Origin of the sequence: Streptomyces sp. NPDC018947, assembly GCF_044390505.1 — a bacterium.
Lineage (GTDB): Bacteria > Actinomycetota > Actinomycetes > Streptomycetales > Streptomycetaceae > Streptomyces.
Window position 1 is genome coordinate 132,068 of sequence record NZ_JBIRZD010000005.1, and the last position, 14,467, is coordinate 146,534.

Annotated in this window: 16 protein-coding genes; 14 read left to right on the forward strand and 2 right to left on the reverse strand. The window is 72.4% G+C overall.

What is annotated here, in order from left to right:
* The first annotated feature begins 126 nt into the window (after positions 1 to 126).
* Together ACH499_RS12485 and ACH499_RS12490 are read left to right on the forward strand one after the other, a co-directional pair.
* Positions 127 to 1,254, forward strand: coding sequence for a ferrochelatase (locus ACH499_RS12485; RefSeq protein ID WP_399015311.1), 1,128 nt, complete (start codon positions 127 to 129; stop codon positions 1,252 to 1,254).
* 7 nt (positions 1,255 to 1,261) lie between these two features.
* Positions 1,262 to 2,083 (forward strand): inositol monophosphatase family protein, encoded by an 822-nt coding sequence (locus ACH499_RS12490; protein ID WP_399015313.1) that lies wholly within the window; start codon positions 1,262 to 1,264, stop codon positions 2,081 to 2,083.
* Between the two features lie 93 nt (positions 2,084 to 2,176).
* On the opposite strand, the gene ACH499_RS12495 is transcribed toward ACH499_RS12490, so the two are convergent.
* Positions 2,177 to 2,350, reverse strand: a complete 174-nt coding sequence (locus ACH499_RS12495) for a hypothetical protein (RefSeq protein WP_189868815.1) — start codon at positions 2,348 to 2,350, stop codon at positions 2,177 to 2,179.
* 469 nt (positions 2,351 to 2,819) lie between these two features.
* On the opposite strand from ACH499_RS12495, the gene ACH499_RS12500 reads away from it, so the two are divergent.
* The 4 genes from ACH499_RS12500 to ACH499_RS12515 all read left to right on the forward strand — a co-directional run bounded on the left by ACH499_RS12500 (position 2,820) and on the right by ACH499_RS12515 (position 6,379).
* On the forward strand, positions 2,820 to 3,473 hold the full coding sequence (locus ACH499_RS12500) for a response regulator transcription factor (RefSeq protein ID WP_356203304.1): 654 nt from the start codon (positions 2,820 to 2,822) through the stop codon (positions 3,471 to 3,473).
* 6 nt (positions 3,474 to 3,479) lie between these two features.
* Positions 3,480 to 4,727: a HAMP domain-containing sensor histidine kinase gene (locus ACH499_RS12505; protein WP_356203306.1), complete on the forward strand. Its 1,248-nt coding sequence runs from the start codon at positions 3,480 to 3,482 to the stop codon at positions 4,725 to 4,727.
* A 406-nt stretch (positions 4,728 to 5,133) separates the two neighbouring features.
* The gene (locus ACH499_RS12510; RefSeq protein ID WP_003993510.1) at positions 5,134 to 5,430 is read left to right on the forward strand and encodes a DUF4193 domain-containing protein; all 297 of its coding nucleotides are present in this window, start codon (positions 5,134 to 5,136) and stop codon (positions 5,428 to 5,430) included.
* A gap of 13 nt (positions 5,431 to 5,443) precedes the next feature.
* Positions 5,444 to 6,379, forward strand: coding sequence for a hypothetical protein (locus ACH499_RS12515; RefSeq protein WP_399015316.1), 936 nt, complete (start codon positions 5,444 to 5,446; stop codon positions 6,377 to 6,379).
* A 17-nt stretch (positions 6,380 to 6,396) separates the two neighbouring features.
* On the opposite strand, the gene ACH499_RS12520 is transcribed toward ACH499_RS12515, so the two are convergent.
* A complete protein-coding gene (locus ACH499_RS12520; RefSeq protein ID WP_356203310.1) occupies positions 6,397 to 6,858 on the reverse strand; it encodes a DUF3093 domain-containing protein in 462 nt (153 codons plus the stop codon).
* Between the two features lie 57 nt (positions 6,859 to 6,915).
* On the opposite strand from ACH499_RS12520, the gene ACH499_RS12525 reads away from it, so the two are divergent.
* The 8 genes from ACH499_RS12525 to ACH499_RS12560 all read left to right on the forward strand — a co-directional run bounded on the left by ACH499_RS12525 (position 6,916) and on the right by ACH499_RS12560 (position 14,313).
* Positions 6,916 to 7,500: a PaaI family thioesterase gene (locus ACH499_RS12525; RefSeq protein WP_356203311.1), complete on the forward strand. Its 585-nt coding sequence runs from the start codon at positions 6,916 to 6,918 to the stop codon at positions 7,498 to 7,500.
* Positions 7,497 to 8,048 (forward strand): dUTP diphosphatase, encoded by a 552-nt coding sequence (gene dut / locus ACH499_RS12530; RefSeq protein WP_356203312.1) that lies wholly within the window; start codon positions 7,497 to 7,499, stop codon positions 8,046 to 8,048. Before ACH499_RS12525 ends, dut begins: the two co-directional genes overlap by 4 nt.
* Before the next feature lies 1 nt (position 8,049).
* Positions 8,050 to 8,802, forward strand: a complete 753-nt coding sequence (locus tag ACH499_RS12535) for a DUF3710 domain-containing protein (protein WP_356203314.1) — start codon at positions 8,050 to 8,052, stop codon at positions 8,800 to 8,802.
* A gap of 198 nt (positions 8,803 to 9,000) precedes the next feature.
* Positions 9,001 to 9,693: an ABC transporter ATP-binding protein gene (locus ACH499_RS12540; RefSeq protein WP_399015320.1), complete on the forward strand. Its 693-nt coding sequence runs from the start codon at positions 9,001 to 9,003 to the stop codon at positions 9,691 to 9,693.
* Between the two features lie 120 nt (positions 9,694 to 9,813).
* Positions 9,814 to 12,357: a sensor histidine kinase KdpD gene (locus ACH499_RS12545; RefSeq protein ID WP_356203317.1), complete on the forward strand. Its 2,544-nt coding sequence runs from the start codon at positions 9,814 to 9,816 to the stop codon at positions 12,355 to 12,357.
* Positions 12,357 to 13,073 carry a response regulator gene (locus ACH499_RS12550; RefSeq protein WP_356203318.1) on the forward strand — a complete coding sequence of 239 codons (717 nt, stop codon included), beginning with the start codon at positions 12,357 to 12,359 and terminating at the stop codon, positions 13,071 to 13,073. The genes ACH499_RS12545 and ACH499_RS12550 overlap by 1 nt, the downstream gene beginning before the upstream one ends.
* Positions 13,074 to 13,146: 73 nt before the next feature.
* A complete protein-coding gene (locus ACH499_RS12555; protein WP_356203320.1) occupies positions 13,147 to 13,545 on the forward strand; it encodes an OB-fold nucleic acid binding domain-containing protein in 399 nt (132 codons plus the stop codon).
* A gap of 3 nt (positions 13,546 to 13,548) precedes the next feature.
* Positions 13,549 to 14,313 carry a DUF3159 domain-containing protein gene (locus ACH499_RS12560; RefSeq protein ID WP_399015324.1) on the forward strand — a complete coding sequence of 255 codons (765 nt, stop codon included), beginning with the start codon at positions 13,549 to 13,551 and terminating at the stop codon, positions 14,311 to 14,313.
* Positions 14,314 to 14,467 lie beyond the last annotated feature (154 nt).

The following is a 14,467-nucleotide window of genomic DNA, read 5'->3' on the forward strand; positions in this document are numbered from 1 at the left end:
TTACGCGCCCCCTCACCCGGAAGCACCCCCCGGGAGGGGGCCGGAAACACGCCCCGAACCCGGCGAACGCCCCCGCCGGCACCCCACCGTTTCCCGGCCGTCGGTGCCGGGTGGCAGGATCGGGACATGCCTGACGTGCTCGATGCCAGCCCCTACGACGCCCTGCTCCTGCTCTCGTTCGGCGGCCCTGAGGGCCCGGACGAGGTGGTCCCGTTCCTGGAGAACGTGACCCGCGGGCGCGGCATCCCCAAGGAACGCCTCAAGGAAGTCGGCCAGCACTACTTCCTGTTCGGCGGGGTCAGCCCCATCAACGACCAGAACCGCGCGCTGCTCGACGCGCTCCGCAAGGACTTCGCCGACCACGGCCTGGACCTGCCGGTCTACTGGGGCAACCGCAACTGGGCGCCGTACCTCACGGACACCCTGCGCGAGATGGTGCGCGACGGCCGGCGCCGCGTCCTCGTCCTCGCCACGAGCGCCTACGCCTCGTACTCGGGCTGCCGGCAGTACCGCGAGAACCTCGCGGACGCGCTCGCCGCCCTGGAGGCAGAGGGCCTCGAACTGCCGAAGATCGACAAGCTGCGGCACTACTTCAACCACCCCGGCTTCGTCGAGCCCATGATCGACGGGGTCGTCCGCTCGCTCGCCGACCTCCCCGAGGAGGTCCGGGACGGCGCGCACATCGCGTTCTCGACCCACTCGATCCCCACCTCCGCGGCCGACACCTCCGGCCCGGAAGGGGGGCACGGCGACGGCGGGGCGTACGTCCGCCAGCACCTGGACGTGGCGAAGCTGATCGCCGACGCCGTCCGCGAGCGCACCGGCGTCGACCACCCGTGGCAGCTCGTCTACCAGTCGCGGTCCGGCGCCCCGCACGTCCCCTGGCTGGAGCCCGACATCTGCGACCACCTCGAGGAGCGGCACGCGGCCGGCGCGCCCGCCGTGGTGATGGCCCCCATCGGCTTCGTCTCCGACCACATGGAGGTCCTCTACGACCTCGACACGGAGGCCACGGCGAAGGCCGCGGAGCTGGGGCTGCCCGTGCGCCGCTCGGCCACGGTCGGCGCCGACCCCCGGTTCGCCGCCGCGATCCGCGACCTCGTGCTGGAGCGGGCCTCGGCCGAGCGCGGCCAGGAGGTCACGCCGTGCGCCCTGGGCGCCCTGGGCGCGAGCCACGACCTGTGCCCCGTCGGCTGCTGCCCCGCCCGCGCCCCGCGGCCCGCCGCCGCGGGCGCCGACAGCCCCTACGCGTGAGGAAGCCGTGAGCGACGTGAGTACGACCGACCCCCTGCACGAGGAGCTGCTGAAGACCGCCCGGCAGGCCGCCCGTCGCGCGGGTGACCTGCTGCGCGACGGCCGCCCCGCCGACCTCGAGGTCGCCGCCACCAAGTCGAGCCCGATCGACGTGGTGACGGAGATGGACATCGCCGCGGAGAAGCTGATCACCGGCATGATCTCCGACCTCCGCCCGCAGGACGGCTTCCTCGGCGAGGAGGGCGCCGCCACGGAGGGCACCAGCGGTGTCCGCTGGGTGATCGACCCGCTCGACGGCACGGTCAACTACCTGTACGGGCTGCCCACCTGGGCGGTCTCCATCGCCGCCGAGCAGGACGGCGAGCGCGTCGCCGGGGTGGTCGCGGCCCCGATGCGGGGCGAGACGTACTGGGCGGTGCGCGGCGGCGGGGCCTGGGCCACGGGTGCCTGGGACGGCGAACGGCGGCTCACCCGCCGCCCGGCGGCTCCGCTCGACCAGGCGCTGGTCTCCACCGGCTTCAACTACGTCGCCGAGGTCCGTGCCCAGCAGGCCGAGATCGCGCGGCGGCTGATCCCGCTGGTGCGCGACATCCGGCGCGGCGGTTCGGCCGCGATCGACCTGTGCGACGTGGCCGCGGGCCGCCTCGACGGCTACTACGAACGGGGACTGCACCCCTGGGACCTCGCCGCGGGGGACCTGATCGCCCGGGAGGCGGGCGCGGTGACCGGTGGACGCCCCGGGGAGCGCCCGTCGCGCGATCTGACGATCGCCGCCACCCCCGAGGTCTTCGAGCCGCTCCAGCGGCTCCTGGTGGACTTCGGCGTCTGAGCGGAAGGCGTCGCGCGACGCCTTCCGCACGGCCCGACACGAACGGGGCCCCGGCGGTGGATCCCGCCGGGGCCCCGTTCGTTCACGGGCCGTTCAGACGCCGGTCGCCCCGACCTCCACACCGTGCTCGGCAGCGAGACGGCGCAGGTCGTCGAGCTCGCCGAGCTCCACCTCGACGAGGAAGTCGTCGCCCTCGTCGCGGGCCCGGGACAGGTCGGACTCGGTCGTCTTTATGCGCTGCAGAAGTCCTGCGGTGAAAGCGTCCATGCTGCGCCCCCTCGTCCTGGGTCGTGGGTCTGTGGCACGGGGGTGTGCCGTCTGGAAGGGACGATCACGTCCGGTGGAGCGCCCGGCGCGACCGCGCCGGGCGGCGACGGTGCCGGACACCACCACGCCCGCTCTGCGGAAGCGGACCGCGACGCACCGCGTGGCATGCGGCACAGGGCAGAGCGTGATCGCGAGGTGTAAAGCCGTCCTCCCCCGGCTCCCTCCCGCGGAAACCTCAACCGCACGAGAAAATCCCCCATTCCCGCACCGGTGGCCTTTTTCCGGCAGGCCGCCCCCGGGCCGCCGCCGCGGGCCGGCGTCGCTCCCGCGGCCGGTCAGGGCCCCCTCACCCGCCTTACAGCCGACTTATGGCCGAAAAGGGCAGGATGGAGGTCAACACACCCACGAGCCCCCTGCCCTCGTGCGCCCGATCGGCGCCGCGCGGGCGGACACAGGAAGGACAAGCGACGTGCGCGTACTCGTCGTCGAGGACGAGCAGCTGCTCGCCGATGCGGTGGCCACCGGACTGCGCCGGGAGGCCATGGCCGTCGACGTCGTGTACGACGGTGCGGCCGCCCTGGAACGCATCGGCGTGAACGACTACGACGTGATCGTCCTCGACCGCGACCTCCCGCTCGTGCACGGCGACGACGTCTGCCGCAAGATCGTCGAACTCGGCATGCCCACCCGCGTGCTGATGCTCACGGCCTCCGGCGACGTCAGCGACCGGGTCGAGGGCCTGGAGATCGGCGCGGACGACTACCTCCCCAAGCCCTTCGCGTTCAGCGAGCTCATCGCGCGCGTGCGCGCCCTGGGCCGGCGCACCAGCGTCCCCCTGCCGCCCGTCCTGGAGCGCGCCGGGATCAAGCTCGACCCCAACCGCCGCGAGGTCTTCCGCGACGGCAAGGAGGTACAGCTCGCGCCCAAGGAGTTCGCCGTGCTGGAGGTGCTCATGCGCAGCGAGGGCGCCGTGGTCTCCGCGGAGCAGCTCCTGGAGAAGGCCTGGGACGAGAACACCGACCCGTTCACCAACGTCGTGCGCGTGACGGTGATGACGTTGCGACGCAAGCTGGGCGAGCCGCCCGTCATCGTCACCGTGCCCGGCTCCGGCTACCGGATCTGATCGACCGTGGCGACGACACCCGCGCCCCCCGGGGCACCCCCGAAGCCCACCTGGGACCCGCGCCCGGCGACACCCCTGCCGTGGCTGCGCCCCACCATCCGCATAAGGCTCACGCTGCTGTACGGCGGCATGTTCCTGATCGCGGGCATCCTGCTCCTGTCGATCATCTACCTGCTCGCGGCACAGGCGCTGAACACGGGCAACGAACCCCTGTTCAAGATCGTCGGCGGTACCGACATCAAGGTCGCCAGCGACAAGTGCCCGGTGGTGAACAACGCGAGCAACCTCTCGCTGTCCACGTTCAACGCGGCGATCAGCGAGTGCGTCGACCACCAGCGCCAGGTCGCCCTGGACACCCTGCTCAGCCGCTCGCTGCTGGCCCTGCTCGGCCTCGCCGTGATCGCCTTCGCGTTCGGCTACGCGATGGCGGGCCGCGTCCTGTCGCCGCTGGGCCGGATCACCCGCACGGCCCGCGCCGTGGCCGGGTCCGACCTCTCCCGGCGCATCGAGCTGGACGGCCCGGACGACGAGCTCAAGGAGCTGGCGGACACCTTCGACGACATGCTGGAGCGGCTCCAACGGGCCTTCACGGCCCAGCAGCGCTTCGTCGGCAACGCCTCCCACGAGCTGCGCACCCCGCTGGCGATCAACCGCACGCTGCTCGAGGTGCACCTGTCCGATCCCGACGCCCCGGTGGAGCTCCAGCAGCTCGGCAAGACACTGCTGGCCACCAACGAGCGCAGCGAACAGCTCGTCGAGGGCCTGCTGCTGCTCGCCCGCAGCGACAACCAGATCGTCGAGCGCAAGCCCGTGGACCTCGCGGAGGTCGCGGGACAGGCCATCGACCAGGTGCACGCCGAGGCGGAGGAGAAGCGCGTACTGATCAAGGGCGAGCGCCGGCCGGCGGTCGTCCAGGGCAACGGCGTCCTGCTGGAGCGGATCGCCCTGAACCTGGTCCAGAACGCCGTGCGCTACAACGTGCCGCAGGACGGCTGGGTGGAGGTCACCACGACGGTCGAGAACGGCCAGGCGGTGCTGGTGGTCACCAACACGGGCCCGATCGTGCCGGCGTACGAGATCGACAACCTCTTCGAGCCGTTCCGGCGGCTGCGCACCGAGCGCACGGGCAGCGACAAGGGCGTCGGCCTCGGCCTGTCCATCGTGCGGTCGGTGGCCCGGGCGCACGGCGGCCACATCTACGCGCAGCCGCGCGAGGGCGGAGGGCTCGTGATGCGTGTCACGCTCCCCGTCTGAGATCATGTCCCCGGCATCCCGCCGGGGACCGGGGATGTTCGCTTTGGGCGGAATTTCCAGGTCGCCGTCCAGAGTTTTCCCTGTGTGATCGATCACAGCGGCGACTTTCCTGGCCTCTACTCTCCGTGATCATGCACCCTGTCGGAAAGCCGGAAGAATCCTGGTTTTCAGGGGTCCTGATCACGGGAAGTACACGGTGAGGCGCCTTTGAAGTGCGGCATTGGGACCGTGTACGGTCCCCATCGCCATCCAAGCCGATCACTCTTGAGGAGTCCGGTTGGGTGTCGATTGAGTAACAGACCTTGATGTGAGGCAAAATCTCCGCCTCGGGTCGGGCACAAGTCCGGCCTCTCACGCGTTACGTGCGCTGGAGACACCCGCAGACACCCAGAGGGGGAGAGCGACCATGGCCACCGATTACGACACTCCACGCAAGACCGACGACGACGTCGACTCGGACAGCCTCGAAGAGCTGAAGGCCCGGCGGAACGACAAGTCCGCCTCGGCCGTCGACGTCGACGAGTTCGAAGCCGCAGAGGGCCTCGAACTGCCCGGCGCCGACCTCTCGAACGAGGAACTGGCCGTCCGTGTACTGCCGAAGCAGCAGGACGAGTTCACCTGCATGAGCTGCTTCCTGGTGCATCACCGCAGCCAGCTGGCCCGGGAGAAGAACGGCCAGCCGATCTGCCGCGACTGCGACTGAGGCGGGGTCGGCCGTGACTGGCTCGACCCCTCCCTGGAAGCGCCGCTTCCCCGGACGGGGAGCGGACCAAGGGCCGTTCGACGGCCCGCAGCGCGCGCGTGACGACGAGCGAGGCCCGACCGATGTGGGGACGGCCTCGCTCGAAGCGGATTCCGGCCGGGCCGACCTCCCGGCGACCGTCGCCACACCGGCGCCCGCTGCCCGGCGCCGGGCAGCGGCGTTCCGGCAGAAGGCGGGGGAGAGCGTCCGCAGGGGCGGCGACCGCGCCAAGGCCGCCGTGGCACTTCTCGCCGACCGGGTCATCGACCTGGCTCCGCGCGTGCCCGTACGGGACCTGGCGACGCTGCGCAGGCAGTTCCCCGGCCTCGGGCCCGAGGAGATCGCCGACCGCCTCGTGGCCGGCGCCACCCGGGCCACCGCCACCGTCGGCGCGGGAGTCGGCGCCGCGGCGATGCTTCCCCTACCGCCCGCGATGCCCACCGAACTGGCCGCCGAGATCACCGGCGTCGCGGCCATAGAGCTCAAGCTGATCGCCGAACTCCACGAGGTCTACGGCGTGCGGCCGCCCGGCACGCTGACCCAGCGCAGCACCGCGTACCTGAACGCCTGGTCGGACGAGCGCGGCGTCGAGGTGACCAGGCCGGCGACGCTCGGCACGGCCATGAACAGCCACATGAAGCGCCAGCTCCGCCAGCAGATCATGAAGCGCATGGTGCGCGACCTGCCCAACCTGATGCCGTTCATGGTGGGCGCGGCCGTCGGGGCGCTCATGAACCGGCGCGACACCAGGAAAGTCGCCGACCGCATCCGTGCGGACCTGCGCAGACGCCAGGTGCCCTGGGACGCCCTCGAAGAGCTTCCCGCCCTGGAGCGCCCCGAGGACGCCCTCGACCTCGGTGACCTCCCGGGACAGCGGATCCTGCGCCGTCCCGGCAGAGACCGGCGCTGACCGCGCGCGTGCGCTAGCTACGCCGCGGCCTTCGCCGCCCGCAGCGCCTCGACCAGCCGCTCGGGCTCCCGCGTCGACAGGTACAGGTACGGCGTCGGGTCCTCGGGGTCGGTGACCTCGACGCGCACGGCCGTCGGGATGTAGGCGCGCAGCAGCAGGAAGGCGCGGGTGTCGGCCTTGTAGGTGCGCCAGGCACGGGCCTCCTCCGCGTCGAGAATCTCCGCCTCGCCCAGAGCCGCCACCGGCACCTTCGCCTCGCCCGCGATCAGCGAGCCGCCCACGACCCGGATGCGGACCGCGCCGTACGAACTCGCGGCCACCGCCGCCACGGCCGTGCCGCCCGCCAGACCGCCCAGCATCGGCAGCGTGCCGACGGGCAGCAGGATCAGGGCGAACGAGAGGCCCACCAGGAAGGAGACGAGCCACCAGGAGCGGGGCGCGGTGAGACGTTCTTCGTACGGGGTGACCGAGAGCTGCATGAAGCAAGCTTGGCACGGTATCGGTGATCGGCCGACGCGCGGGTAAGGTCTGCGCCTGTGAGTGGTACTTCCCCGGCTCTTCAGCCCCCCGCCGACGCCCGGAAACCCGTCCGGCACCCCGACGCGCCCGCCCCCGGCGAACTGCTCGGCGCGCACTACGGCCAGTGCTTCGGCTGCGGCGGCGACCAGCCCCACGGACTGCACCTGCAGGCGCGGGCCGGCGAAGGTGTGGCGATCACCGCCGAGTTCACCGTGCAGCCCGCCCACCAGGGCGCCCCCGGCCTCGCGCACGGCGGCGTGCTCGCCACCGCCCTGGACGAGACCCTCGGCTCGCTGAACTGGCTGCTGCGGACCATCGCGGTGACCGGCCGGCTGGAGACCGACTTCCTGCTGCCGGTGCCCGTGGACACGACGCTGTACCTGGAGGCCGAGGTGACCGCGGTGGCCGGCCGCAAGATCTACTCCACCGCCACCGGCCGCATCGGCGGCCCGGACGGGCCCGTGGCCGTCCGCGCCGACGCCCTGTTCGTCGAGGTCAAGGTCGACCACTTCGTGAACAACGGCCGCGAGGAGGAGATCCGCGCCGCCATGGACGACCCCGACCAGCTCCGCCGCGTCCGTGCCTTCGAGGTGAACCCGTGAGCCGCGCACCCCTCGACGTGCTGGTCCGCCGCGTCGACCCCGACGTGCCGCTCCCCGAGTACGCGCAGCCCGGCGACGCGGGAGCCGACCTGCGCACCACCGTGGACTGCGAACTGGCACCCGGGGAACGGGCCGTCCTGCCGACCGGGGTGTCTGTCGCGCTCCCCGAGGGGTACGCGGCCTTCGTGCACCCGCGTTCCGGTCTGGCCGCCCGCTGCGGTGTCGCCCTCGTGAATGCCCCGGGGACGATTGATGCCGGGTACCGTGGGGAGATCAAGGTGATCGTGGTGAATCTCGACCCGCGCGAGAGCGTGCGGTTCGAGCGCTTCGACCGCATTGCCCAACTGGTCGTCCAGCAGGTCGAGAGGGTCCGCTTCCGTCCGGTCGCGGAGCTTCCCGGCTCGGCGCGGGCCGAAGGGGGCTTCGGGTCCACCGGCGGCCACGCCGAGACGGACCGTGCAAGCGGCACAAGCGGTCAGGTCGCCGAGGGCGGCCCGACGGGTGGGAATCGATACGCTTCGGTCGTATCCGACCGGGAAGGACAGTGACGTGTTCGGACGTCGCAAGAAGAGGGATGCCGCCGAGGGCGCGGCCGGCGAGGCCGAGCAGGTCGTCGACAGCGTCGACACCGAGGCGGACGAAGAGCGCGAGCGCGTGCGGCTCGAGCCCGAACCGCGGCCCGACGGCCCCTGGGACAGCACCGAGGTCCGCGAGCCCGGCGAGGGCCGCGTCGACCTGGGCGGCCTGTTCGTGCCCGGCGTCGACGGCATGGAACTGCGCGTCGAGGTCGCGGGTGACGCGATCGTCGCCGCGACGGTCGTGCTGCGCGACAGCGCCATCCAGCTCCAGGCCTTCGCCGCCCCCAAGCGCGAGGGCATCTGGGGCGAGGTGCGCGAGGAGATCGGCTCCGGCATCACCCAGCAGGGAGGCATCGTCGACGAGGTCGAGGGCCCGCTCGGCTGGGAGCTGCGGGCCCAGGTGCCGGTGCAGCTCCCGGACGGCACGAGCGGCTTCCAGGTCGTGCGGTTCGTCGGTGTGGACGGCCCCCGCTGGTTCCTGCGCGGAGTGATCTCCGGGCAGGGCGCGGTGCAGCCGCAGGCCGCCGGGCTGCTCGAGCAGATCTTCCGGGACACGGTCGTGGTCCGCGGCGACGGCCCGATGGCCCCCCGCGACCCCATCGTCCTCAAGCTGCCGAACGACGCGCAGATGGTCCCCGAGGGCATCCAGCAGGAGGAGGGCTCCCGCTTCTCCGGCGGCATGGGCCAGCTCCAGCGCGGCCCGGAGATCACCGAGGTCCGGTAAAGACTCCGTACGTTTTTCACACCCGCGTTCCTCCACGAGCGCGTGAGGAGGGCCGCGCCCCGCACCCGGGCGGCGGCCCTTCCGCATGTCCGCGGCGGGGCGGACACCGGCCCCGTGCCGGCCGCCCCGGTCCCACCGGTTGAACACCGCGGCGTCCGCCGACGATACTGGCGCCCGGTCCACGGCGGGGGAGGGCACATGAACCAGGTGGTCACCGAGACCATGGTGCGCGTCGAGGACGTGCACAAGTCGTACGGCCGGGGCACCGCCGCCGTGCACGCCCTGCGCGGCGTCTCCTTCGAGGTGCCGCGCGGGGAACTGGTCGCCCTCAAGGGACGCTCCGGCTCCGGCAAGACCACGCTCCTCAACATCGTCGGCGGTCTCGACGCACCGGACGCCGGACGGGTCGACGTCGACGGCCGGGACCTGGCCGGGCTGGACGAGGACGGACTGCTCGCCCTGCGCCGCGACCGGATCGGCTTCGTCTTCCAGTCCTTCGGGCTCGTCCCGATCCTCACCGCGGCCGAGAACGTCGGCGTGCCGATGCGGCTGCGCCGGACCGCGCCCCGCGAGCGCGACGAACGCGTCGCCCTGCTGCTCTCCCTCGTCGGCCTCGCCGACCACGCCGCCCAGCGGCCCGGCGAGCTGTCCGGCGGCCAGCAGCAGCGGGTCGCCATCGCCCGCGCCCTCGCCAACAACCCCGCACTGCTGATCGCCGACGAGCCCACCGGACAGCTCGACGCCGAGACCGGCCACGCCGTGATGGAACTGCTGCGGGCCGTCGTCCGCAGCGAGCGGGTCACCGCCCTGGTCGCCACCCACGACGCCACCCTGCTGGACCTCGCCGACCGGGTGCTCGAACTGCGCGACGGGAAGATCGTCGAGCACTGACACCGCGGCGTCAGAATTCCGTCAAAGAGGACCCGAACCCCCGTACCCACCCCGTCCAGTCCCCTTCACCGGCCGTAGGGTCGACGCTGCGCGATCAGCACACCGGAAGACAATGAGGACATGGGACGCGGCAAGCTTCGGATCTACCTCGGCGCGGCGCCGGGCGTCGGCAAGACGTACGCCATGCTCTCCGAGGCGCACCGGCGCGTGGAGCGGGGCACCGACTGCGTGGTGGCCTTCGTCGAGCACCACGGCAGGGCCCGCACCGAGGTGCTGCTGCACGGACTGGAGCAGGTGCCGCGCCGCGAGCTGACGTACCGGGGTTCGGTCTTCACCGAGCTGGACCTGGACGCGGTCCTCGCCCGCGCCCCCCGCGTGGCGCTGGTGGACGAGCTGGCCCACACCAACGTCCCCGGCGCCCGCAACGCCAAGCGGTGGCAGGACGTGGAGGAACTGCTGGCCGCCGGGATCGACGTGATCTCCACCGTCAACATCCAGCACCTGGAGTCCCTCGGCGACGTCGTCGAGTCGATCACCGGAGTACGGCAGCAGGAGACCGTGCCGGACGAGGTGGTGCGGCGCGCCGACCAGATCGAACTGGTCGACATGTCCCCGCAGGCGCTGCGCCGCCGCATGGCCCACGGCAACATCTACCAGCCGGACAAGGTCGACGCGGCGCTGTCCAACTACTTCCGCCCCGGCAACCTGACGGCCCTGCGCGAGCTGGCGCTGCTGTGGGTGGCCGACCGGGTCGACGAGTACCTCCAGCAGTACCGCAGCGAGCACCGGGTGTCGAAGATCTGGGGCTCGCGCGAGCGGATCGTGGTCGGCCTGACCGGCGGCCCCGAGGGCAGGACCCTGATACGCCGCGCCGCGCGCCTCGCGGAGAAGGGCGCCGGCGGCGAGGTGCTCGCCGTCTACATCGCCCGCAGCGACGGGCTGACCTCCGCCTCCCCGAAGGAACTCGCGGTGCAGCGCACCCTGGTCGAGGACCTCGGCGGCACCTTCCACCACGTGCTGGGCGACGACATACCCGCCGCCCTGCTCGACTTCGCCCGCGGCGTCAACGCCACCCAGATCGTCCTCGGCTCCTCGCGCCGCAAGAGCTGGCAGTACGTCTTCGGCCCCGGCGTCGGCGCCACCGTCGCCCGCGAGTCCGGACCCGACCTCGACGTGCACATCGTCACCCACGAGGAGGCCGCCAAGGGGCGCGGACTCCCGGTCGCCCGGGGCGCGCGCCTCGGCCGCTCCCGGCTCGTGTGGGGCTGGCTCGCCGGCCTCGGCGGACCGGTGCTGCTGACGCTGCTCCTGAACACCGTCCACCTCGGGCTCGCCAACGACGTCCTGCTCTACCTGGCGCTGACCGTCGCGGCGGCCCTGCTCGGCGGGCTGTACCCGGCGCTCGCCTCGGCCGCGGTCGGCTCCCTGCTGCTCAACTGGTTCTTCACCCCGCCCGTCAACCGCATCACCATCGCCGACCCGAGGAACATCCTTGCGCTCGCCATATTCGTCGGCGTCGCGCTCTCCGTGGCCTCGGTCGTCGACGTCGCCGCCCGCCGCACCCACCAGGCCGCCCGCCTGCGCGCCGAGTCGGAGATCCTCTCCTTCCTCGCCGGTGACGTGCTGCGCGGCGAGACCAGCCTGGAGACGCTGCTGGAACGCGTCCGCGAGACCTTCGGCATGGACTCGGCAGCCCTGCTGGAGCGGGAGGGCGACGTGGAGCCCTGGACCTGCGCCGGCCGGGCCGGCCTCGGCCCGCCGGTGGAACGGCCGGAGGACGCGGACGTGGACATCCCGGTCGGGGACCACATGGCCCTCGCGCTGACCGGCCGTGTGCTGCCCGCCGAGGACCGCCGGGTGCTCGCCGCCTTCGCCGCCCAGGCCGCCGTCGTCCTGGACCGGCGCCGCCTGCGCGAGGAGGCCGACCGGGCCCGGGCGCTCGCCGAGGGCAACCGCATCCGCACGGCGCTGCTCGCCGCAGTCAGCCACGACCTGCGCACCCCGCTGGCCGGGATCAAGGCGGCGGTCACCAGTCTGCGCTCGGACGACGTGTCCTGGTCCGAGGAGGACCAGGCCGAGCTGCTGGAGGGCATCGAGGCCGGCGCCGACCGCCTCGACCACCTGGTCGGCAACCTGCTCGACATGTCCCGCCTCCAGACCGGCACCGTCACGCCGCTGATCCGCGCGACCGACGTCGACGAGGTGGTGCCGATGGCGCTCGGCGGGGTGCCCGAGGCGAGCGTCGAGCTGGACGTCCCCGAGACGCTGCCCATGGTCGCCGTCGACGCCGGGCTCCTGGAGCGGGCGATGGCCAACCTGGTGGAGAACGCCGTCAAGTACAGCCCGTCCGGCCGCACCGTCCTGGTGGCCGGCAGTGCCCTCGCCGACCGCGTCGAGGTGCGCGTCGTCGACCGGGGGCCGGGTGTGCCGGACGAGGCCAAGGACCGAATCTTCGAGCCCTTCCAGCGCCACGGCGACGCCCCGCGCGGGGCCGGCGTGGGACTCGGCCTCGCCGTGGCCCGCGGCTTCGCCGAGGCGATGGGAGGCACCCTGAACGCCGAGGACACCCCCGGCGGCGGTCTCACCATGGTCCTCACCCTCCGCGCGGCGGGACCGGACACCGACCACCCGCCCACCGCGACAGCAGAAAGGCAGGCCGCCTGATGCCGAGCCCGACCGGGGAGACGCCCCGGACCCCGACGAGGGTGCTCGTGATCGACGACGAGCCGCAGATCGTCCGCGCCCTCGTGATCAACCTCAAGGCGCGCCACTACGAGGTCGACGCCGCCCACGACGGCGCCACCGCCCTCAGGACCGCCGCCGCCCGCCACCCCGACGTGGTGGTGCTGGACCTGGGCCTGCCGGACATGGACGGCGTCGAGGTGATCAAGGGGCTGCGCGGCTGGACCCGGGTGCCGATCCTGGTGCTCTCCGCCCGCCACTCCTCCGACGAGAAGGTCGAGGCGCTGGACGCCGGCGCCGACGACTACGTCACCAAGCCCTTCGGCATGGACGAACTGCTGGCCCGGCTGCGGGCCGCCGTCCGCCGGGCCGAGCCGGTCCCCGGCGGCGAGGAGGGCGTGGTGGTGGAGACCGGCGGCTTCACCGTGGACCTGGCCGCGAAGAAGGTGAACCGCGACGGCAGGGACGTACGCCTGACGCCCACGGAGTGGCATCTGCTGGAGGTGCTGGTGCGCAACACCGGCCGCCTGGTCAGCCAGAAGCAGCTCCTCCAGGAGGTGTGGGGACCGTCGTACGGGACGGAGACGAACTACCTGCGCGTCTACATGGCGCAGCTCCGCCGCAAGCTGGAGGCGGACCCCGCGCACCCGCGGCACTTCATCACCGAGCCGGGCATGGGCTACCGCTTCGAGAAGTGAGCCGGAGGCGCCCGTTCCGCAACCGGGTCCCGGGGGGTGCATGGCTGTCCGTGCTCCCCGGTACGCTTCAGGTATGAGTGCTGCTCCCCGTTCCGACAAGCCGGTGGGCCGGTTCCGGCGCATGTTCGACCGGCTCTCCTCTTCGCAGGAGGACCTGGAGTCCGAGGAGCTGCGGGAGGACGCCGACACCGCCGGCTGTACGCGCATCGGAGACTGCCAGGACCGCCAGATCGTCACGGTTACTGGTACCTTGCGCACGGTCACGCTGCGTCCGCGCGCGGGCGTCCCGGCCCTGGAGGCCGAGCTGTTCGACGGCACCGCCGCCCTGGACGTCGTGTGGCTGGGCAGACGCTCCATCGTGGGCATAGAACCGGGGCGCAAGCTGATCGCATCGGGCCGGGTCTCCATGAGCAGGGGCCGCCGGGTGCTCTTCAACCCGAAATACGAACTGAGACCCCTCGGACGGGAGTAGCCGGTGACGTCGCTCGACAAGCCGACCGAAGAGACGGAAGCGGACGACGCCCGGGCGGTGACGGAGGCCGCGCTGTTCGAGGCGTTCGGCGGCGTGCGGGGCATGGTCGAGACGGTGCTGCCGGGGCTGCTCTTCGTCACCATCTTCACGATCAACAACGACCTGCACATGTCGGCGATCGCGGCGCTGGCCGTGTCGGTGGTGCTCGTCGTCGTCCGGCTGGCGATGAAGGACACCGTCAAGCACGCCTTCAGCGGCGTCTTCGGGGTCGCCTTCGGCGTGGTCTTCGCGATGATGACCGACAACGCCAAGAACTTCTATCTGCCCGGCATGCTCTACACGCTGGGCCTGGCCCTCGCGTACATCGTCACCACGCTGGCCGGAGTGCCCCTGATCGGACTGATCCTCGGCCCGGTCTTCAAGGAGAACCTCTCCTGGCGCACCCGCAACCCCGGCCGCAAGAAGGCCTACGCGAAGGCGAGCTACGCCTGGGGCCTGATCCTGCTCGCCAAGTCGGCCATCCTCTTCCCCCTGTACTGGTGGGCGGACACCGAGCAGCTCGGCTGGGTCCTGGTGATCCTGAAGATCCCGCCCTTCCTGCTGGCCGTCTGGCTGACCTGGGTCTTCCTGGCGAAGGCCCCGCCCCCCATCGACGTGTTCGCGGAGATGGAGGCGGCGGAGAAGGCCGAGGAGGAGCAGGCCCGGCGGGAAAGAGACGAGCGGGGCGAGTCGGCGGACTCGGCCGGCGGCAGGCACCGCAAGGCGTGACCGGGCCCGACGGCCAGGGGAAGGGCCGCGCGGCGTTCGCGGAAGACGGTGGGGGGGGCCCCCGTGGTACCGGGCCCCCCCCCCGCAGTACCCGGGGGGGGCGGCCGCGCCCCGCGGGGGCGCCCCCGCCCCCCCCCCCCAGCCCCCGCCCGCC